The 18,103-nt window shown below is 74.2% G+C and carries 18 protein-coding genes; 13 read left to right on the plus strand and 5 right to left on the minus strand.

The window, feature by feature from the left end; genetic code table 11:
- The 12 genes from BLV02_RS11335 to BLV02_RS11390 all read left to right on the plus strand — a co-directional run bounded on the left by BLV02_RS11335 (position 1) and on the right by BLV02_RS11390 (position 11,947).
- Positions 1 to 972, plus strand: coding sequence for an ABC transporter permease (locus BLV02_RS11335; protein WP_069112749.1), 972 nt, complete (start codon positions 1 to 3; stop codon positions 970 to 972).
- Positions 969 to 1,868, plus strand: coding sequence for an ABC transporter permease (locus tag BLV02_RS11340; RefSeq protein ID WP_083288861.1), 900 nt, complete (start codon positions 969 to 971; stop codon positions 1,866 to 1,868). Before BLV02_RS11335 ends, BLV02_RS11340 begins: the two co-directional genes overlap by 4 nt.
- Positions 1,865 to 2,857, plus strand: a complete 993-nt coding sequence (locus BLV02_RS11345; protein WP_069112748.1) for an ABC transporter ATP-binding protein — start codon at positions 1,865 to 1,867, stop codon at positions 2,855 to 2,857. Before BLV02_RS11340 ends, BLV02_RS11345 begins: the two co-directional genes overlap by 4 nt.
- Positions 2,854 to 3,879, plus strand: coding sequence for an ABC transporter ATP-binding protein (locus tag BLV02_RS11350; RefSeq protein ID WP_069112747.1), 1,026 nt, complete (start codon positions 2,854 to 2,856; stop codon positions 3,877 to 3,879). Before BLV02_RS11345 ends, BLV02_RS11350 begins: the two co-directional genes overlap by 4 nt.
- Positions 3,876 to 4,961, plus strand: a complete 1,086-nt coding sequence (locus tag BLV02_RS11355; RefSeq protein ID WP_141711683.1) for a pyridoxal-phosphate dependent enzyme — start codon at positions 3,876 to 3,878, stop codon at positions 4,959 to 4,961. Before BLV02_RS11350 ends, BLV02_RS11355 begins: the two co-directional genes overlap by 4 nt.
- Positions 4,958 to 5,941, plus strand: a complete 984-nt coding sequence (locus BLV02_RS11360) for a succinylglutamate desuccinylase/aspartoacylase family protein (protein WP_069112745.1) — start codon at positions 4,958 to 4,960, stop codon at positions 5,939 to 5,941. The genes BLV02_RS11355 and BLV02_RS11360 overlap by 4 nt, the downstream gene beginning before the upstream one ends.
- Positions 5,938 to 6,720 (plus strand): IclR family transcriptional regulator, encoded by a 783-nt coding sequence (locus BLV02_RS11365; protein WP_069112744.1) that lies wholly within the window; start codon positions 5,938 to 5,940, stop codon positions 6,718 to 6,720. The genes BLV02_RS11360 and BLV02_RS11365 overlap by 4 nt, the downstream gene beginning before the upstream one ends.
- Before the next feature lie 17 nt (positions 6,721 to 6,737).
- Positions 6,738 to 7,421 carry an RraA family protein gene (locus BLV02_RS11370; protein ID WP_069112743.1) on the plus strand — a complete coding sequence of 228 codons (684 nt, stop codon included), beginning with the start codon at positions 6,738 to 6,740 and terminating at the stop codon, positions 7,419 to 7,421.
- A 227-nt stretch (positions 7,422 to 7,648) separates the two neighbouring features.
- Positions 7,649 to 8,845 (plus strand): aspartate aminotransferase family protein, encoded by a 1,197-nt coding sequence (locus BLV02_RS11375; RefSeq protein WP_216094342.1) that lies wholly within the window; start codon positions 7,649 to 7,651, stop codon positions 8,843 to 8,845.
- Positions 8,845 to 10,344 carry a M81 family metallopeptidase gene (locus BLV02_RS11380; RefSeq protein ID WP_083288860.1) on the plus strand — a complete coding sequence of 500 codons (1,500 nt, stop codon included), beginning with the start codon at positions 8,845 to 8,847 and terminating at the stop codon, positions 10,342 to 10,344. Before BLV02_RS11375 ends, BLV02_RS11380 begins: the two co-directional genes overlap by 1 nt.
- Positions 10,341 to 11,108, plus strand: coding sequence for an SDR family NAD(P)-dependent oxidoreductase (locus BLV02_RS11385; RefSeq protein ID WP_069112741.1), 768 nt, complete (start codon positions 10,341 to 10,343; stop codon positions 11,106 to 11,108). The genes BLV02_RS11380 and BLV02_RS11385 overlap by 4 nt, the downstream gene beginning before the upstream one ends.
- Positions 11,109 to 11,125: 17 nt before the next feature.
- Positions 11,126 to 11,947, plus strand: a complete 822-nt coding sequence (locus tag BLV02_RS11390) for an IclR family transcriptional regulator (RefSeq protein WP_069112740.1) — start codon at positions 11,126 to 11,128, stop codon at positions 11,945 to 11,947.
- Between the two features lie 13 nt (positions 11,948 to 11,960).
- Here BLV02_RS11390 and BLV02_RS11395 read toward each other — a convergent pair whose 3' ends face one another.
- The 3 genes from BLV02_RS11395 to BLV02_RS11405 all read right to left on the minus strand — a co-directional run bounded on the left by BLV02_RS11395 (position 11,961) and on the right by BLV02_RS11405 (position 14,428).
- Positions 11,961 to 12,719, minus strand: coding sequence for a sulfite exporter TauE/SafE family protein (locus BLV02_RS11395; RefSeq protein WP_069112739.1), 759 nt, complete (start codon positions 12,717 to 12,719; stop codon positions 11,961 to 11,963).
- 6 nt (positions 12,720 to 12,725) lie between these two features.
- Positions 12,726 to 13,475 (minus strand): GntR family transcriptional regulator, encoded by a 750-nt coding sequence (locus BLV02_RS11400; RefSeq protein WP_069112738.1) that lies wholly within the window; start codon positions 13,473 to 13,475, stop codon positions 12,726 to 12,728.
- Between the two features lie 113 nt (positions 13,476 to 13,588).
- Positions 13,589 to 14,428, minus strand: coding sequence for a helix-turn-helix domain-containing GNAT family N-acetyltransferase (locus tag BLV02_RS11405; protein WP_069112737.1), 840 nt, complete (start codon positions 14,426 to 14,428; stop codon positions 13,589 to 13,591).
- Between the two features lie 99 nt (positions 14,429 to 14,527).
- Here BLV02_RS11405 and BLV02_RS11410 point away from each other — a divergent pair, with 99 nt between their 5' ends.
- Complete coding sequence (locus BLV02_RS11410) at positions 14,528 to 15,853, plus strand: FAD-dependent oxidoreductase (RefSeq protein ID WP_069112736.1); 1,326 nt, start codon at positions 14,528 to 14,530, stop codon at positions 15,851 to 15,853.
- A gap of 12 nt (positions 15,854 to 15,865) precedes the next feature.
- Here the strand turns inward: BLV02_RS11410 and BLV02_RS11415 are convergent, their stop codons facing one another.
- Together BLV02_RS11415 and BLV02_RS11420 are read right to left on the minus strand one after the other, a co-directional pair.
- Positions 15,866 to 17,467: an FAD-dependent monooxygenase gene (locus BLV02_RS11415; RefSeq protein ID WP_069112735.1), complete on the minus strand. Its 1,602-nt coding sequence runs from the start codon at positions 17,465 to 17,467 to the stop codon at positions 15,866 to 15,868.
- Positions 17,464 to 18,102: an arsenate reductase ArsC gene (locus BLV02_RS11420; RefSeq protein ID WP_069112734.1), complete on the minus strand. Its 639-nt coding sequence runs from the start codon at positions 18,100 to 18,102 to the stop codon at positions 17,464 to 17,466. Before BLV02_RS11420 ends, BLV02_RS11415 begins: the two co-directional genes overlap by 4 nt.
- Between the last annotated feature and the right edge of the window lies 1 nt (position 18,103).

An 18,103-nucleotide genomic window follows, 5' to 3' on the forward strand; every position in this document is an offset into this window, starting at 1 on the left:
GTGCTCGCTTTCATCGTCCGCCGCCTGGCGATCTCCGTCGTGGTCCTCGCCGGCATCAGCGTGCTGCTGTTCGTGCTGCTGCAGCTGATGCCGGGGGACCCGGCGGAGATGATGGTCGACCCGTTCAGTTACAGCGGCGACCGGGCGGCAGCCATCGAGCAGCGGCGCCAGGAGCTGGGCCTGGACCAGTCCATCGCCGTGCAGTACCTGCGCTGGATCGGGGAGTTCGTCCAGGGCAACCTGGGCTTCTCCTACAGCACCCAGCGGCCGGTGACCGAGGTCATGCTGGAGCGGTTCGGGCCGACGGCACGGCTGATGGGGACCGGGCTGGTCATCGCGCTGCTGGTGGGCATCCCGGTCGGCATCCTCGCCGCCATGCGGCGCAACACCGCCGTCGACTACGGCGCGACGGTGCTCAGCCTGGTGGCCATCTCGATCCCGAGCTTCTTCGTCGCGCTCATCGGGATCTACGTGTTCGGCCTGAAGCTCGGCTGGCTGCCGACGGCCGGGATCAACAGCCCCGGCGGCGGCGGGTTCGCCGACTCCGTCCGGCACCTGGTGCTGCCGGCCGCGATCCTCGGGCTCGCGCTGGCCGGGCCGTACGTGCGCTACGCACGCGCGGCGATGCTGGAGGTCCTCGGCCAGGACTATCTGACGACGGCCCGCTCCAAGGGCCTGGCGCGACGGCGGGTGATCGGCCGGCACGCGTTGCACAACGCGCTGATCCCGCTGGTCACCGTCGTCGCGGTGCAGATCCCGACACTGTTCGCGGGGGCCGTGATCATCGAGCAGATCTTCGCCTGGCCGGGGATGGGCCGCATGGCGCTGGACGCCGTGCGCGCCCGCGACTACCCGATCCTGCTGGGGTTCGTGATGGCGGTCGCGGTGCTGGTGCTGCTGTGCAACCTGATCGCCGACATCGCCTACGCGATCATCGATCCCCGCATCCGACTGTCTGGAGCACGCGCATGACCGCACTGGACACCATGACGACGTCGGCCGTGCCGCCGGAGGGTCAGGGCTCGCTGTCGCCGGGGCAGTTGGCCGTCCGGCGGTTCCGGCGGCACAAGGTGGCGGTGGCCGGGCTGGTGCTGCTGGTCCTGTTCGGCCTGGCCGCCATCGTGCTGCCGTTCTTCCTGGACGATCCGAACGCGGTAGACCCGACGGCGATCCGGCAGGGCCCGGGCGAGGGACACCTGCTGGGCACCGACTCGGCCGGACGCGACGTGCTGGCCCGGCTGGTCGCCGGTGGCCGGGTCTCGCTGCTGGTCGGGCTGAGCGTCGCCGCCCTGACGACGACCATCGGGCTGGTGCTGGGCGCCGTCGCCGGGTACTTCCGCGGCTGGGTCGACGCGGTGCTCAGCCGCATCACCGACGTCGTGCTGTCGTTCCCGACGCTGATCATCGTGATCGTCGTGGTGGCCTTCGTCGGGCCCAGCGTCACGGCGCTGATCCTGGGCATCGGCCTGTTCCACTGGCCGGTCGCGTTCCGGATCGTCCGCGGCCTGACGCTGTCGCTGCGCGAGCAGGACTCCATCCAGGCGGTCTCCGGTCTGGGTGCCGGCCCGGCCCGGGTGCTGCGCAAACACGTCGTGCCCGCCGTCGTCGCGCCGCTCACCGTGGTGGCGACGCTGGAGGTGGCCCAGGCCATCCTGCTGGAGGCGGCGCTGTCGTTCATCGGCCTCGGCGTTCCGCCGCCGACCGCGAGCTGGGGGAACATGCTCAACGAGGCACAGTCGCTGACCATCCTGGAGTCGATGCCGTGGCTCTGGCTGCCGCCGGGCATCGCCATCGCGCTCACCGTCCTCGCCGTGAACTTCGTCGGCGACGGCCTGCGCGACGCCGCCGACCCGAGGGCGGCCCGATGACCGAGCCGCTGCTGTCGATCGAGAACCTCGTCACCGAGTTCCGGGTGGAGGGCGGCACCGTCCCGGCCGTCAACGGCGCCGGCTACCAGGTGCTGCCCGGCGAGACCGTCGGGGTGGTGGGGGAGTCCGGCTCCGGCAAGAGCGTGACCGTCGCGTCCGTGCTGGGCCTGCTGCCGTCGTCCGGCCGGGTGGTGTCGGGCACCGCCCGGTTCGCCGGGCGTGACCTGCTCGCGATGCGCGAACGCGAACTGGAGCAGATCCGGGGCCGCGACATCGGGCTGGTCTTCCAGGACCCGATGACGGCGCTCAACCCGGTGATGACCATCGGTGAGCAGATCGCCGAGAGCCTGCGCCGGCACGCGCCGATCTCGCGGCGGGCGGCGACCACGAAGGTGGCCGAGCTGCTCGCCGAGGTCGGCATCCCCTCGCCGAAGGAACGGGCGCGGCAGTACCCGCACCAGTTCTCCGGCGGCATGCGCCAGCGGGCGATGATCGCGATGGCCATGGCGAACCGTCCCCGGCTGATCATCGCCGACGAGCCGACGACCGCCCTGGACGTGACCATCCAGGCGCAGATCCTGGACCTGCTCCGGCGGGTCCAGCGCGAGCACGACGCCGCGCTGGTGATGATCACGCACGATCTCGGCGTGATCGCCGAGATGACCGAGCGCGTGGTGGTCATGTACGCCGGCCGCGTGGTCGAGACCGCCGACGTCGACTCGATCTTCCACCGTCCCCGGCACCCGTACACCCGGGGCCTGCTCCGCAGCCTGCCCCGGCTGGGGGAGCGGCGCGACGAGCTGCCCGCCATCGGCGGTCAGCCGCCGGACCCGCGCCGGCTGCCGGACGGGTGCGCGTTCCGGGTGCGCTGCGACCTGTCCGGCGGACGGGCGGAGTGCGGGTTCCAGCCGGCACTGACGGAGGTCGCCGCCGGCCACGTCAGCGCCTGCCACTTCCACAGCGAGCTGGCGGCGGAGGAGGTGGCATGAGCGGCAACGATCCGCTGCTGGCGGTCGACGGGCTGGTGAAGCACTTCCCCGTGCGCGGCGGGGTCCTGCAGCGTCAGGTCGCCACCGTCCGCGCGGTCGACGGCGTGTCGTTCGAGATCGGGAAGGGCGAGACGCTGGCCCTGGTGGGCGAGTCCGGCTGCGGCAAGTCGACCGTGGGCAAGACGATCATGCGGTTCCACCCGCCCACGGCCGGCACCGTCCGGTTCGACGGCCGCGACCTCGCCACGATGAAGCCGCGCGAGCTGCGTGCCGTCCGCCGCGACGTCCAGTTCGTCTTCCAGGACCCGTTCGCGTCGCTGCCGGCCCGCATGCCGGTGGGCGACATCCTGGCCGAGCCGCTGGAGATCCACGGTGTGGGCGACCGCCGGTCGCGCCGGGCCAGGGTCGTCGAGCTGCTCGAGCTGGTCGGCCTGGGCGCGGACTCCGTCAACCGCTACCCGCACGAGTTCTCCGGCGGGCAGCGGCAGCGGGTCGGCATCGCCCGCGCGCTGGCGCTGGAGCCGCGGCTGCTCATCCTGGACGAGCCAGTGTCCGCGCTGGACGTGTCGATCCAGGCCCAGGTGATCAACCTGCTGGCGCGGCTGCAGCGCCAGCTCGGCGTGGCGTACCTGTTCATCGCGCACGACCTGGCCGTGGTCCAGCACCTCGCGCACCGGGTGGCGGTGATGTATCTCGGTCACATCGTCGAGTACGGCGACGCCGGCACCGTGTTCACCCGGCCGGCCCACCCGTACACGCAGGCCCTGCTGTCCGCGGTGCCGGTGCCGGACCCGCGGCTGCGCGACCTCGACCGCCGGATCCTGCTCAGCGGCGACCTGCCCAGCCCGGCCGACCCACCCGCCGGCTGCCCGTTCCACACCAGGTGCTGGAAGGCCGAGGACCGGTGCCGGGCGGAGCGGCCGGTGCTGGAGATCCGCACTCCCGGCGGCGCGGGCACGGCCTGCCACTTCGCCGCCGAGGCGGAGCTGACCAGCGGACCGGCCGGGAGGACGGCGACGTGACCGAGGGAATGTGGCGCTACGCGGACCGGCTGCCGGCCGTCGCGCCCAAGAGCATCGTCAGCCTGGGGGAGGGCGGCACCCCGGTGCTGGACCTCACCGAGGCGCTCGGCCGCCGGCTCGGCGTGGCGTCGGTGGTGGCGAAGGCGGAGGACCGCAATCCGACCGGCTCGTTCAAGGCGCGCATCGCGTCGGTCGCGTACTCGCTGGTGAACGAGCGCGGCCTGGCCGGGACGGTCGGGACGTCGTCGGGCAACGGCGGCGCGGCGGCCGCCGCCTACGCCGCGGCGGCCGGGTCGCGGGCCATCCTCTTCACGCTCACGGACACCGCGCCGGTGAAGCTGCGGGAGATCCTGGTCATGGGCGCGACGGTGCACCGCGTGGCCGGGGTCGGGCACGACGCCGCGTCCACCCGCGCCGTCGCCGACACCATCGCCGAGCAGGCGGAGCAGCGGGGGTTCGCGCCGATGCTGACCGCGTTCCACTACGCGCCCGAGGCCATGCAGGGGGTGTCGACGATCGCCTTCGAGCTGGCCGAGCAGGCGCCGGAGCTGACGGCGCTGTACCTGCCGGTCGGCGGCGGCGGCCTGCTCACCGGCGTGCACCGCGGCTACCGCGACCTCGGCCGCGTTCCGCGGCTGGTCGGCGTCCAGCCGTCCGGGTCCGCGGCGCTGCGCCGCGCCCTCGACGGGTTCCCCGGCGGCATCGCCGGGACCGTCCAGACGACGGTGTCGGGGCTGCAGATGGCCGCGCTGTACGACACCGACGGCGCCGTCGGCGCGGTGCGCGAGTCGGGCGGGCACGCCGTCGAGATCGGCGACGAGGAGATCTGGCAGGCGCAGGAGGAGCTGGCCCGCTGCGGCCTGCTGGTCGAGCCGGCCGGCGCCACCGCGCTGGCCGGGCTGTTCGCCGACGCCCGGGCCGGACGGCTGCGGCGCGACGACCACGTGGCGATCGTGCTCACCGGCGCCGGCTACAAGGACCGGGACGCGCTGCGGCGGATGGCCCCGGCCGACGACACGCCGGTGATCTCGTCCGGCGACGTTCCGGCCCGGCTCGACGCGCTGCTCGGGCGGACGCGATGACCGCGGCGTGGCGGGAGCACCGGTTGCCGACCGGCCCGGGCGGAGCGGGGATCGACGTCCACGAGCTGGACAGCGGCGCATCCGGGCCGACCGTCGTGATCCTCGGCGGTGTGCACGGCAACGAGGTCGGCGGCATCCTGGCCGCCGCCCGGCTGACCCGGCTGCCGCTGCCGCTGCGCGCCGGCCGGGTGCGCGTCGTCCCCGTCACGCACGAGGCGGCGTACGAGGCGGACAGCCGGGTGGGCCCCGGCGACGGACTCAACCTGGCCCGGGTGTTCCCCGGAGCGGCCGGCGGATCGGCCACGGAACGGCTGGCGCACCTGGTGACCGAGCAGCTGCTGCGCACCGCCGACGTGCTGGTCGACCTGCACACGTCCAGCCCCGACACGGACATGCCGCTGTTCGCGGGCTGCCTCGACGACGGGTCGGACGCGGCGGACCGCGCGGTGCGCCTGGCGCTGGCGTTCGGCGCGCCGGCGGTGTGGACGCACGGCGTGCTCGGTCCCGGGCGCACGCTGACGGTGGCCCGGGATCTGGGCATCCCGGCCATCTACGCGGAGTCGCCGGTGGGCGGCGTCCTGGACGAGCGCTACCTGGACGCGTACGTGTCCGGCGTGCGGCGGGTGCTGGCCGATCTCGCGATGCTCCCCGATGAGACCGCCCCGGGCGCTACGGTGCCGGTATGGGTGCACGGCGACGGTGACGTCGACATGTTCTCTCAGGTCGCCGTCGGCGGGATGTTCCACGCGGAGGTCGCACTGATGGACCGGGTCGAGGCCGGCCAGCTGGTCGGGACGGTCGTCGACACTCGCGCGCGGGTACTCGAGCACGTGCACGCCGCCGCATCCGGTCACGTCGTCACCCTGCGACGTGCCGCGCACGTCCGTCCCGGCACGCCGGTCGCCGGAATCGCCGCCGCGCGACCCGCGCGGCTGGGACTACCGTCCGACTCGCTCGTCCCGTCTGGAGCACTCCGATGAGCAACGACTCGTCCTACCCGATCCGCGCCGTCGAGCGCGTCTGCGACATCCTCGACCTCGTCCAGCAACGGCCCGACGGGCTGACGCTGGTCGACGTCACCCGGGCCACCAACCTGCCGAAGAGCTCGGCGTTCCGCTACCTCACCGCGCTCGAGGCGCGCGGCTACGTCGAGCGCGGCGAGGACGGCCGCTTCCTCGTCGGGCTGGCCCTGAACTCCGAGCGGCTCGACGTCCTCACCCAGCGGGTCCGCCCGTACCTGGAGAAACTCCGCGACGAGTTCGGCGAGACCGTGAGCCTGGGCATGTTCGATCGCGGCGGGGTGTACTACCTCGCCATCGTCGAGAGCCAGCGCGCCACCCGGACGGTGCAGCAGCCGAACGTGCGGTACCCGATCCACGCCTCGGCCTTCGGCAAGGTGTTCACCGCGTGGCGCCCCGACGCCGACGTGCGCGAGTTGCTGGCGCGCGAGGGCATGCCGCGCTACACCGAGCACACCATCACCGACCCCGAGGACTACCTGCGCGAACTGGCCCGCATCCGGGAGCGCGGCTACGCCATCAACGATCGCGAGGGCGAGCCGGACAGCCGCTGCGTGGCGGTGCCGGTGCACGGCCTGCGGCTGCCGATCTCGATGAGCCTGTCCGCGCCGCTGTCCCGCCTCAGCATGGACGACGTCCCGCTGGTCGCCGAGGCGCTCACGGAGGCGGCGCGCGAGTTCTCGGCGCTCTCCACCCGGCCGCGGGACCAGTCCGTGCCGGACGAGTCAGCCACCCCTTAGAAGGAAGGGAACCGCCGATGAGCGTCGAACCGGTGCCGATGCGCTGGCTGGCCGAAGTGGAGCGGTACTCGACACCGACGATCGCCAACGCGATCGAGACCTTCGACGTCCGGCCGCGTTCGGAGGGCTTCCTCGACGCCACCGTGCGGCACGTCGCCGGCGGGCCGGGTCCGTGGACGGCGTACGCGGCCACCGCACGCATGCGGTCGGCGGAACGCTACGGCGACGCCGTGCCGCTGGTCGCGTTGCTGCGGCACATCGCGGAGCTGCCGGAGCCGCGGGTCGTGGTCGTCGAGGACCTGGACGAGCGGCCAGTCGGCGCGTTGTGGGGCGAGGTCATGGCGAACATCCACCGCGCCCACGGCTGCGTCGGCGCCGTCACCAACGGCGGAGTCCGCGACATCGACGAGGTCGGCTCCCTGGGCTTCCGGTTCTACGCGAGCTCCGTGCTGGTGTCGCACGCCAACGCGCACCTGGTCGAGGTCGGGGTGCCGGTGCGGGTCGGCGGGATGGTCGTCGAGCCCGGCGCGCTGCTGCACGGCGACTCGCACGGCGTCGTCGAGGTGCCACGCGCGATCGCCGGTGAGGTCGCGGCGGCGGCACACGCGGTGGAGACGACCGAGCGGGAGATCATCGGCCACGTCAGGCAGGGACGACTCGACGTCGAGAGATTCGGCGACTTCCTCGCCGCCTACGAATAGCTGACTGACGACGGTCCTGCCCACCCGCCGCGATGCCGGGTAGGCAGGACCGTTTTCGTCCCGTATGATTCAACAGTTAGAACCGAGCGTTCCAGCCAATGGAACATCTGCCGCTTCGCCGGCAGGTCGCCCGGTTTCCCGTCACCGCCTGGGAGGCGAGGTTGTCCACCGTTCTCGAGCGCTCCGCTGCGTTCTCCAGCCGTGCCCGCGAGCTCACGCCGGGTGGCGTGCATTCGAATGTCCGTCTGAGCGCGCCGTCGATCTTCTTCGAGCGCGGCGAGGGCGCCTGGCTCTACGACGCCGACGGCAATGACTACGTGGACTACCTGCTCGGGCAGGGCCCGAACTTCCTCGGTCACGCGCCGGCGCGGGTGAACGACGCGGTGGCGGCCGAGGCGCGGCGCGGATCGGTGTTCGGCGCCAACCACGTGCTGGAGAACGAGGCCGGGGAGCTGTTCCTCGACACCGTCGGCTGGGCCGAGCGGGTGCGCTTCGGCGTCACCGGCACCGAGTCCGACCAGGCGGCGCTGCGGCTGGCCCGCGCGGCCACCGGCCGCAACCGGTTCGTCCGCTTCGCGGGCACGTATCACGGCTGGCTGGACAACGTCCTGATGTCCATGGTCGACGGCAAGCCCGCGCCTGGCAGCGCCGGCCAGCTGTCGCACAGCCTCACCGAGGCGTACGTGCTCCCGTTCAACGACGCCGCCGCACTGGAGGCGACGCTGGCCGAGCACGACGACATCGCCGCGGTCATCGTCGAGCCGGTCATGTTCAACAACGGCGCCATCCCGCCGGCCGAGGGGTTCCTGGCGCACGTGCGCCGGCTCTGCGACGCGCACGGCGTCGTGCTCATCTTCGACGAGGTCATCACCGGGTTCCGGGTCGCGCTGGGCGGCGCCGCCGAGCGGTTCGGGGTGCGGCCCGACCTCGCCGTCTACGGCAAGGCGATGGCCGGCGGCTGGCCGGTGTCGGCACTCGCGGGCTCTGCCGCGCTGATGGACCGGTTCGCCGAGGGCGTCGTCCACGCGGGCACCTTCAACGGCTCCGTGCCGGCCTGCGCCGCGGTCATCGCCAGCCTGAAGGCACTGCGCGAGGACCCGCCGTACGCGCGGCTGGAGGAGTACGGCGACTCGCTGATGGACGCGATCGTCGAGATCGGCCGCGACCACGGCCTGCCGCTGCGCGCGCAGGGCCTGCCGATGGCCTTCCACGTGTCCTTTGGCGACCCCGCGCCGGTGCACGACTACGCCGGGCTGGCCGGGCTCGACCTCGACCGCTACGCGGCGTTCTCGCACACCCTGGCCGACCACGGCGTCTGGGTCGCCGCCCGGGGCATCTGGTACGTCTCGGCCGCGCACGCGGACAAGGAGATGGCGGCCACGCTGGAGCGGTTCGACACCGCCGCGGCACAGGTGTCCGCTTGATGCGTCTGGCCATGGTGGGCTTCGGTCACGAAGCGAACACGTTCGCACCGTCGGCGGCGACGCTGGCGGCGTGGGAGCGGGCCGGCATCCTCGAGGGCGACGCGATCCGGCAGCGGCACGAGCGGTCGGAGTCCATCCTCGCCGGCTACTTCGCCTACGCGGCCGAGGACCCCGCCGTCGAGGTCGTCCCGCTGGTGTACAGCTGGATCACGCCCACCGGCGCCAGCACCGCCGAGGCGTTCGAGCACCTGAGCGGCCTCATGCTGGCGCGGCTGCGCGAGCAGGGACCGTGGGACGGCGTCCTGCTGCCGCAGCACGGCGCGGCCGTCGCGGACGGCCACCCCGACGCCGACGGCGAGTTCCTGCGGCGGGTGCGCGCGGCCGTCGGCCCGGACGTCCCGATCGGCGTCACCCTCGACCTGCACGCGAACGTCTCACGGCAGCTGGTCGAGCATGCCGACGTCATCACCGTCTACCAGACCAACCCGCACGTCGACGCGCGGGAGCAGGGCCTGGCCTGTGCCCGGCTGCTGGGCCGCGCGATCCGCGGCGAGATCCGGCCGGTCATGGCGCTGGCCGAGCTGCCCCTGGCGGCCGGCATCCTGCGCATGGGCACCGGACACGAGCCGATGAGCGAGCTGCTCGCCGCGGCCCGCGAGCACGAACGCCGTCCCGGGGTGCTCTCCGTGAGCCTGGTCGAGGGGTTCCCGTACGCCGACGTCGCCGAGATGGGCATGTCGGTGATCGCCGTCGCCGACGCCGACCCGGCGCTCGCGGCCGATGCCGCCCGGTCCGTCGCGGCCGCCACCTGGGAACGCCGCGACGGCTTCGTCGGCGCGGCGCCCGGGACGGACGAGGCGATGCGGCGGGCCGGCGCCGCGGACGGCGGCCCGGTGGTCGTCCTCGACATGGGCGACAACGTCGGCGGCGGCAGCCCCGGCGACTCCACCCATCTGCTGCACGCGGCCCGCCGGCTCGGCGTCACCGGGGTGGCGCAGTGCGTCTACGACCCCGCGGTCGCGCTGTCGTGCGCGGCCGCCGGCGTCGGCGCCCGGGTCGACCTCACCGTCGGCGGCAAGGTCGACGACCGGCACGGCATCCCGTTCCCGATCCGTGGCGAGGTCATCGCGGTGACCGACGGCCGGTTCGAGGACCCGTCGGCGACCCACGGTGGCGCCCGCGTCTTCGACCTGGGCACGTCGGCGGGGGTGCGCACCGACGACGGCTTCCTGCTGGCGCTGCACTCGCGGCCCGAGGGCACCTGGAGCCGGATGCAGTTCAGCACTCTCGGCATCGATCCGGCCGGCGTGCCGATCGTCGTCGCCAAGGGCGTCCACGCGCCGCGGGCGGCGTTCGAGCCCATCGCCAGCCAGCTGATCTGGGCCGACACTCCCGGCTCCACCAGCGCCGACGTCTCCGCCTTCGACTTCCGCCATCGGCGCCGGCCGATGTTCCCGTTCGAGCCCGAGGCCCGGTTCGACCCGGAGACGGTCCGATGAGCCGCCTGGCCGGCCGGGTCGCGCTCGTCACCGGCGCGTCACGCGGCATCGGCGCCGCGGCGGCACGGGCCCTGGCCGCCGAGGGCGCGGCCGTCGTCCTGGCGCACGAGCCACGCGTCGACCGCAAGACGGAGGCCGCCCAGCTGGCCGACGAGCTCGCGGCCGGCGGCGCGCGGGTGGTCACCGCGGAGGCGGACCTCGGCGACCCGCGCGGGCCGGCGGACCTGGTGGAACAGGCCCGGCGCGCGCTGGGCCCGCTCGACATCGTCGTGGCGAACGCCGCGGCCGGCGGGCACGCGCGCTGGCAGGACATCACCGTCGAGCAGTGGGACCACGTGCTGGCGGTCAACCTGCGCGCGACGTGGCTGCTGGCCCGGGCCGCCCATCCGGATCTGGCCGCTTCCGGGCACGGCGCCATCGTCACCGTCACCAGCATCATGGCGGAGACCGGGCAGCCCGGATCGCTGCACTACACCGCGAGCAAGGCGGGCATCATCGGGATCACCCGGGCGCTGGCCCGCGAGCTCGGGGCCGACGGCATCCGCGTCAACGCCGTCATGCCCGGAGCGATCCGGACCGAGCAGGAGACGGAGCTGTTCGCGGACGAGCGGGCGCTCTTCGACGAGGTCGTGCCGCAGCAGTCGCTGCCACGCCGCGGCTACGCCGCCGACCTCGCGCCGACCTTCGTCTACCTCGCCAGCGATGACAGCGCGTTCGTGACCGGCCAGGTCGTCACCGTCGACGGCGGCTGGGTGTTCCGATGAAGGCAGGGGGAGAACCCATGAGCGACGAGATCGACATCACCGGCGCGCCCGATCCCGCGACGGCGACGCCGGAGCAGATCAAGAAGTACAACAACCGTTCGGTCGAGCGGGTCGTGTCGATGCTCAACGTGCTGCAGGAGTCGCCGGAGCCGATGGCGCTGGTCGACGTCCATCGCTCCATCGGCATGGCCAAGGCCACGGCGTTCCGCTACCTGTGGACGCTGGAGCGGCACCGCTACGTCGAGCGCGACGCCCAGGGGCGCTACCGCCTCGGCCTCGGCTTCGTCGGCATGCAGTCGCGCGACCTCGACATGCTGAAGGAGCGCGCCCGCCCGTGGCTGGAGAAGCTGCGCGACGAGACCGGCGAGACGGTGAACCTCGGCGTCCTCGACGGCAACACCGTGCGCTACGTCGAGGTCGCCGAGAGCCTCCGTCAGGTGCGCATGGTGAGCGCGCCCGGCGCCCGCGACCCGCTCTACTGCACCGCGCTGGGCAAGGCCATCGCGGCGCAGCTGCCCGAGGCCAGGGTGCGCGAGCTGCTGCACCAGGTCGAGATGCCGCGGCGCACCCCCAGCACCATCACCTCCCTCGACCGGTTCCTCGAGGAGCTCGAGCTGGTCCGCCAGCGCGGCCGCGCCGTCGACGACCAGGAGAACGAGGAGGACGGCCGCTGCGTCGCCGTCGGCATCGCCGGCACCCGGGTCCCGGCCGCGCTGAGCCTGAGCGCCCCCGCCAGCCGCTTTCCGGTCAAGGACATCCCGAGGGTCGCCAGGACGCTGACCTTCGCCGCCGAGCGGCTGATGAGCGATCCGCGGGCGGCCCAGCGCGGCGAGGGCTGAGACCGCAGGCGGCTCAGCCGAAGGCGACGAACGGGGCGAGGACGAGCAGCGAGACGACGAGGGCGGTGGCGAGCTGACGGGTCGGGAGGGTCGTCGCGATCTTCCAGCCGAGCAGCACGCCGGCGAGTGAGGGCACGCCGATGAGCGCCGCGAGCGGCCAGTCGACGGCGCCGGCGGCGAGGTAGCCGGCCGTCCCGGTGCTCGCGATGACGATCGACTGGACCTGGGCGGCGGCCAGCGACTCGAGCAGCGGCACCCCGGCCGCGACGAGCAGGGGAACGGCCAGCATCGGGCCGCCGATGCCGACGACGCCGGCCACCACCGCGACGGCCAGCCCTAGCCCGGCGACGACCGCCGGCGGCGGCGCCGACGCCGCCGGTGACGACGGCTCGCGACGGCGTTCCCGCCGCCACACCAGCGCGGCGGCCACCACCATGAGGGCCGCGAGGAGCACACCGAAGACGTCCGTGCCGACCCTGGAGTTGATCAGCACGCCGGCCGGAGCGCCGGCCGCCGCGGCGGCGGCCAGGACGAGCGCGGTGCGCCGGGTGTGCGGCTCGGTGAGGTGCCCGGAGCGCGCATACGCCGCCGTCGCCAGCGCGCCGGTCGCGACGTGGGTGACCATCGCCGTCCCCGCGACCTCGGACGGGGTGAGGTCGGTCAGCAGGAACAGCCCCGTCGTGGGGAGCACGCCGCCCGGGCCGACGGCGGCGATGCCGATGCCGCCGATCAGCCCGAACGACGCCAGCAGGACGAGGAGAGGGTCCACCATGCCGCGTCAGCCGGCGGCCGGGCCGCGGTGCAGGGTGGCCCGCAGGGTCAGCCGGTCGGCGCGGATGCGCAGCGACTCGACGTCGACGACCCGGCCGCCGGGCAGGAACGTGCTCCGTTCGATGGCGAACACCGCGGCACCGGCCGGGACGTCGAGCAGCCGGGCGGTGCCGGCGTCGGCGTTCACGGCGTGGACGGCGACCTCGGCCCGGCCCAGACGGCCGCCGGTCACCTCCTCGATGACGGCGAAGACGTCGCGGTGGACGAGGTCGGCGTCGAGCACGCGGCGTCCGACGTCCGCGACGAGGTAGCTGGTGTCCAGCGACAGCGGCTGGTCGTCGAGGCGGCGCAGGCGCTCGATGCGGACCACGTCGTCGCCGGGCTCCACCTCGAGGCGGTCGGCGACGGCGGCCGTCGCGGACACGGTCTCGGCGACGCGGACCTCGTTGGTGACGGTCCCGTGCCCGGCCAGGGTCTCGGCGAGGCCGGCCAGGCGGTCCAGCCCGTGCCCGAGCTTGGGTGCGACGACCGACGTGCCGACGCCGCGGCGCCGGGTGACGAGGCCTTCCTCGCGCAGCAGGCCCAGCGCTTCGCGGACGGCGTTGCGCGACGCGCCGAGGTGGCGTCCGAGCGTCCCTTCGTCCGGCAGCAGGCCGCCGGGAAAGGCGTCGTCGGTGATCTGCTGGCGGAGGAGGTCGGCGACGTGCCGGGCCCGCTCGGCCCGCGGCCGTGCCGTCCGTTCGCTGTACTGGCTCACGCCTCCCACGCTAGGCGGACTCGGGTTACGCCGGAGTTACGCCACCCGAATTGACCAGCGCAAACGCCTGACCAGCGCGGGTGCGGGGGCGGTTCGGCGCTCCGCCGCCCGGGCTACGCGGCGCGCCGCCGTTCGAGGAGGACGGTGTCGTGCCAGACGCCGTCGCGCTGGGCGATCTTCTCGCGGATGCCGACGGTGCGGTAGCCGGCTTGGTGGTGCAGCGAGAGGCTGGCGCGGTTCTCGGTGAAGATCGACGTCTGCAGCGTCCAGAGGTCGTCGTTGTCGGCCGCGGTGACCTGCCGGCGCAGCAGGGCCTTGCCGACGCCGCGGCCGCGGTGGGCGGCGTCGACGTAGACCGAGGTCTCGCCGACGCCGCGGTAGCAGTCGCGGTCGGAAGCGGCGGTGATGGCGGTCCAGCCGGCGACGGCGCCGTCGAGCTCGGCGACCCAGCGGTGCCCGGGCAGCCACTTCGCCGCCAGCCGGTTGCTGGCCGGCACCGAGGTCTCGAACGTCGCGATGCCGGTGTCGATGCCCTCGCGGTAGATGCGGCGGACCTCGGGCCAGTCGTCGTCGGCGAGCGCCCGGACCGTCACGTCGGCGGGGACGTCGTCGGGGCAGCACGGCCGGGACTCGGAGGTGACGCCCATGACGACGTCGGCCATGTGCGGCAGGCCCGTGCAGCAGGCCTCGTTGACGGTGACGCGCGTGCTGGTGCCGACCTTGGCGACGTGCACGAACCGCGCGTCGGTGAGCTTGCGCACGTGGTGCGACGCGGTCGACTGGCTGATGCTCAGCAGCTCGGTCAGCTCGCCGACGGTGACGCCGCCGTTCGAGGCGGCGACGGCGTGCAGCAGCCGGACCCGGGTGGGGTCGGAGAGCGCCGTGAAGCACTCGGCGTAGTCCGCCGCGGCGTCGGCGGGGAGGAGCTGCGGCGGCGCGGCCAGAGTCGTCATGGCGGGAGTCTATCGACGAAGGTCGATGGTTGCCATCATCGATACTCGTCGATAGAGTCGCCGGCAACAATCGATGACGTTCGATGAAGGAGTCGTGTGATGGCGTACCCCGTGGTGGTGGTCGGCGCCGGCCCGGTGGGCCTGGCGGCCGCGGCCGAGCTGGTCGAGCGCGAGGTCGGCGTGCTGGTGTTCGAACGTGGCGCGTCGGCGGGGGCGGCGGTGTCGGAGTGGGGACACGTCCGGCTGTTCTCGCAGTGGTCGGAGCTGGTGGCGCCCGCGGCCGGCCGGCTGCTCGAGGCGCGCGGCTGGGTCCGTCCGGCCGGCGACGGCTACCCGACCGGTGGCGAGTGGGTGCGCGACTATCTCGCGCCGCTCGCCGGCCTGCTGGGGGAGCGGGTGCGTACCGGTGCGGAGGTCGTCGGGGTGGCGCGGCGCGGCCGCGACCGCGTGGTCGACGACGGCCGCGACGGCGAGCCGCTGACCGTCCACGTCCGGTACGACGACGGCCACGAGGAGCGGGTGGTCGCCAGCGGCCTGATCGACGCGTCCGGCACCTGGGTGGCGCCGAACCCGCTGGGCGGCGACGGGCTGCGCGCGGTCGGTGAGGCCGCTGCCGTGGCGGCGGGCCGGCTGAGCTACCGCGGCCCGGACCTGTCCGTCCCGGCCGAACGGGACCGGCTGGCCGGCCGGCATGTGGTGGTCGCCGGGAGCGGGCACTCCGCGCTCACCGCGCTGGTGTCGCTGACCGGCCTGCCCGACGGCACGTCCGTCACCTGGGTGCTGCGCCGCGGCGCCATCGGCGACACCTTCGGCGGCGGCGACGCCGACGAGCTGCCGGCCCGCGGGCGGCTCGGCCAGCGCGCCCGCGAGGCGGTCGAGGCCGGCCGGGTCCGCGTCGTCACCGGCTTCCGCACCGAGGCCGTCGAGTCCCAGCCCGACGGCCGGGTCGCGCTGGTGTCGTCCAGCGGGCAGCGCGTCGGCGACGTCGACCGGGTGATCGCGCTGACCGGCCTGCGCCCGGACCTGGCCTGGCTGTCCGAGCTGCGGCTGGAGCTGGACGCCACGCTGCAGGCGCCGGTGAAGCTCGCGCCCATGATCGACCCGAACGTCCACTCCTGCGGCAGCGTCTCCCCCCACGGCGTCGTCGAGCTGGCCCATCCCGAGCCCGGCGTCTACCTGGCCGGGATGAAGAGCTACGGCCGGGCGCCGACGTTCCTGGCCATGACCGGCTACGAGCAGGTCCGCAGCATCGCCGCCGCCTTCGCCGGCGACCGCGCCGCGGCCGAGCGGGTCGAGCTCGTCCTGCCCGAATCCGGCGTCTGCGGCGGCTCCGGCGGCTACGACGTCGCCAGTGGCGGCTGCTGCGGCGCCCCGGCCGGCCCGGAGCTGATCACGCTCGGCGCGCCGGTTCGCAGCTCCACCTGACCGCGGGACGGCTCAGGGCTCGACCAGCCAGCGGTCGAGGTACGCGCGGGCGGCGCCGAGATCGGCGTCGCCGCGGTAGGCGAGGTGCCCGTCGGGACGGACGAGCAGCTGGGCGGCGGCCGGGCCGACGTGGAGTCGCCGGCCCGCCCGGCCGGTGTGGTCGACCAGGACGTCGCCGTCGCCCTCGCGGCTGAGCCGATGCACCGTGAGCAGGCCGGGATGGCGGGCGGCGAGATCGGCGCCGGCCGACGCCGGCCACCGGCCGGCCGATCCGCACAGCACCAGGTGGAAGCCGGGCGCACCGAGCTCGGCGTGGAGCGTGGTCGGCCGGCCGCCGCGGATGACGGGTGCGTCGGGGAGCCGGTCGCCGGGACGTGGGCCGCGGCGGCGGGCGCGGCCGGCCGACAGCGGGCTGTGCCGGTAGCGGATGGCGAGCTGAGCGAGGACGCGGAAGCCGTAGCCGCGGACCCGCCGGAAGCGCCCGGCCAGCGGTGCGACGGCCGGAACGGCGCGGGCGCGGGCGGCCCGGAGCAGCGGGCGCTCCGACGTGGCGATGGTGAAGGCGCGGTCGGTGAAGCGCAGGACGCGGCGACCGACGGGTGCGCGTTCGGTCTCATAGGTCTCCAGCAGCTCGGGGGCGCCGCGTCCGGTGGCGACGAGGCCGAGCTTCCAGCCGAGGTTGACGGCGTCCTGGATGCCGGTGTTCATGCCCTGCGCGCCGGCCGGGCTGTGCACGTGCGCGGCGTCGCCGGCCAGGAAGACCCGCCCGGACCGGTACCGGGTGGCGCCGCGGTTGGCGATGCGGAAGTCGGTGGTCCAGATCGGGTCGTGCAGCCGGACCGGCATCGCGGTGGCGGCGTCGACGAGTGCCTGCAGCTCCGAGAGGGTGACGGCGTCGCGCGTGGAGGCCGGATCGCCGGGCGGGCGCATGGCGAGCAGGCGCCACGATGCCGGGGTGGCGAGCGGGAAGAAGAACAGGATGCCCCGGCCGCCGACGAACGCGTGGGCGGCGCCGGGATCGATGCCGTCGGCCTCGAGGTCGGCCAGCACGAACGTCTGCGGGTAGGCCAGGCCGTCGAAGCCGATGCCGGCCAGCCGGCGAACGGCGCTGCGGGCGCCGTCGCAGCCGGCCACGTAGCGGGCGGTCACGGACTCCTCCACACCGGCCGACCGGAGCCTGCACGTCACGGTGTCGTCGTCCTGGTCGAGGGCGACGAGCTCGGTCCCGCGCTCGGGCCGGACGCCGTGCCGCACGAGGTGACCGGTGAGGATGCGCTCGGTCTCGGCCTGGGAGAGGAACAGCAGGTAGGGGTAGGCGGTGTCGTGGAGGCCGATGTCGAACAGCGGCATCGACACGGTCCGGCGGCTCGCATGCAGGTGCAGGCGGACGGTGCGGTTGCCGTGCGCGACGAGCTGGTCGCTCAGGCCGAGTCCGGCCAGCACCTCCAGCGTCCGCGGCTGGATGGCCAGCGCCCGCGACTCGTGCACACGGTCGAGCGCGCGGTCGACGACGCGGAACCGCGCCCCGTAGCTCCGCAGCGTGGCGGCCAGCGCCAGGCCCGTCGGCCCGGCCCCGACGACGAGCACGTCCAGCACGTCGCCCGGAGCCGTCATGGCTGCCTGACGGTGACCTGGAGTTCGTCGAGCAGGGTGAGGACGCGGCGTTCGACGTCGTCGCGGATGGGGCGGACGGCGTCGAGGCCCTGGCCGGCGGGGTCGTCGAGGGACCAGTCCTCGTAGCGCTTGCCGGGGAAGACGGGGCAGGCGTCGCCGCAGCCCATGGTGACCACGACGTCGGCGGCGCGGACCACCTCGTCGGTCCAGGGCTTGGGGTACTCGGCGGAGATGTCGATGCCGCGTTCGGCCATGGCGGCGACGGCGACGGGGTTGACCTGGTCGCCGGGTTCGGAGCCGCCGGACCACGCGATGGCGGCGTCGCCCGCGTGGTACCGGAAGAAGCCGAGCGCCATCTGCGAGCGGCCCGCGTTGTGCACGCACAGGAACAGCACGGTGGGACGGCCGTCGTGGCTCAGGCCCTCGACGCGGGCGAGTGCGGTGAGGCGCTGGCGGGCGAAGCGTTCGGCCAGCAGGGGCAGGAAGGTGGCGACGGCGGCGCGGCCGGCGAACTGGTCGTAGGACGTGTGCAGGAACCGTTCGATCGTCTCGGCGCCGAAGGTGCCCTCGAAGTCGGCGGCCAGGCGGCTGGCGGCGGTGGCGAGGGCGACCTGCTGGTCCAGCGTGTGTGGCATG

This window comes from Jiangella alba (assembly GCF_900106035.1).
Lineage (GTDB): Bacteria > Actinomycetota > Actinomycetes > Jiangellales > Jiangellaceae > Jiangella > Jiangella alba.

Coding starts and splice junctions, on each gene's coding strand:
- BLV02_RS11340 (WP_083288861.1), top strand. CDS start 969: ATGACCGCACTGGACACCATGACGACGTCGGCCGTGCCGCCGGAGGGT.
- BLV02_RS11345 (WP_069112748.1), top strand. CDS start 1,865: ATGACCGAGCCGCTGCTGTCGATCGAGAACCTCGTCACCGAGTTCCGG.
- BLV02_RS11350 (WP_069112747.1), top strand. CDS start 2,854: ATGAGCGGCAACGATCCGCTGCTGGCGGTCGACGGGCTGGTGAAGCAC.
- BLV02_RS11360 (WP_069112745.1), top strand. CDS start 4,958: ATGACCGCGGCGTGGCGGGAGCACCGGTTGCCGACCGGCCCGGGCGGA.
- BLV02_RS11365 (WP_069112744.1), top strand. CDS start 5,938: ATGAGCAACGACTCGTCCTACCCGATCCGCGCCGTCGAGCGCGTCTGC.
- BLV02_RS11370 (WP_069112743.1), top strand. CDS start 6,738: ATGAGCGTCGAACCGGTGCCGATGCGCTGGCTGGCCGAAGTGGAGCGG.
- BLV02_RS11380 (WP_083288860.1), top strand. CDS start 8,845: ATGCGTCTGGCCATGGTGGGCTTCGGTCACGAAGCGAACACGTTCGCA.
- BLV02_RS11385 (WP_069112741.1), top strand. CDS start 10,341: ATGAGCCGCCTGGCCGGCCGGGTCGCGCTCGTCACCGGCGCGTCACGC.
- BLV02_RS11390 (WP_069112740.1), top strand. CDS start 11,126: ATGAGCGACGAGATCGACATCACCGGCGCGCCCGATCCCGCGACGGCG.
- BLV02_RS11395 (WP_069112739.1), bottom strand. CDS start 12,719: ATGGTGGACCCTCTCCTCGTCCTGCTGGCGTCGTTCGGGCTGATCGGC.
- BLV02_RS11405 (WP_069112737.1), bottom strand. CDS start 14,428: ATGACGACTCTGGCCGCGCCGCCGCAGCTCCTCCCCGCCGACGCCGCG.
- BLV02_RS11410 (WP_069112736.1), top strand. CDS start 14,528: ATGGCGTACCCCGTGGTGGTGGTCGGCGCCGGCCCGGTGGGCCTGGCG.
- BLV02_RS11415 (WP_069112735.1), bottom strand. CDS start 17,467: ATGACGGCTCCGGGCGACGTGCTGGACGTGCTCGTCGTCGGGGCCGGG.
- BLV02_RS11420 (WP_069112734.1), bottom strand. CDS start 18,102: ATGCCACACACGCTGGACCAGCAGGTCGCCCTCGCCACCGCCGCCAGC.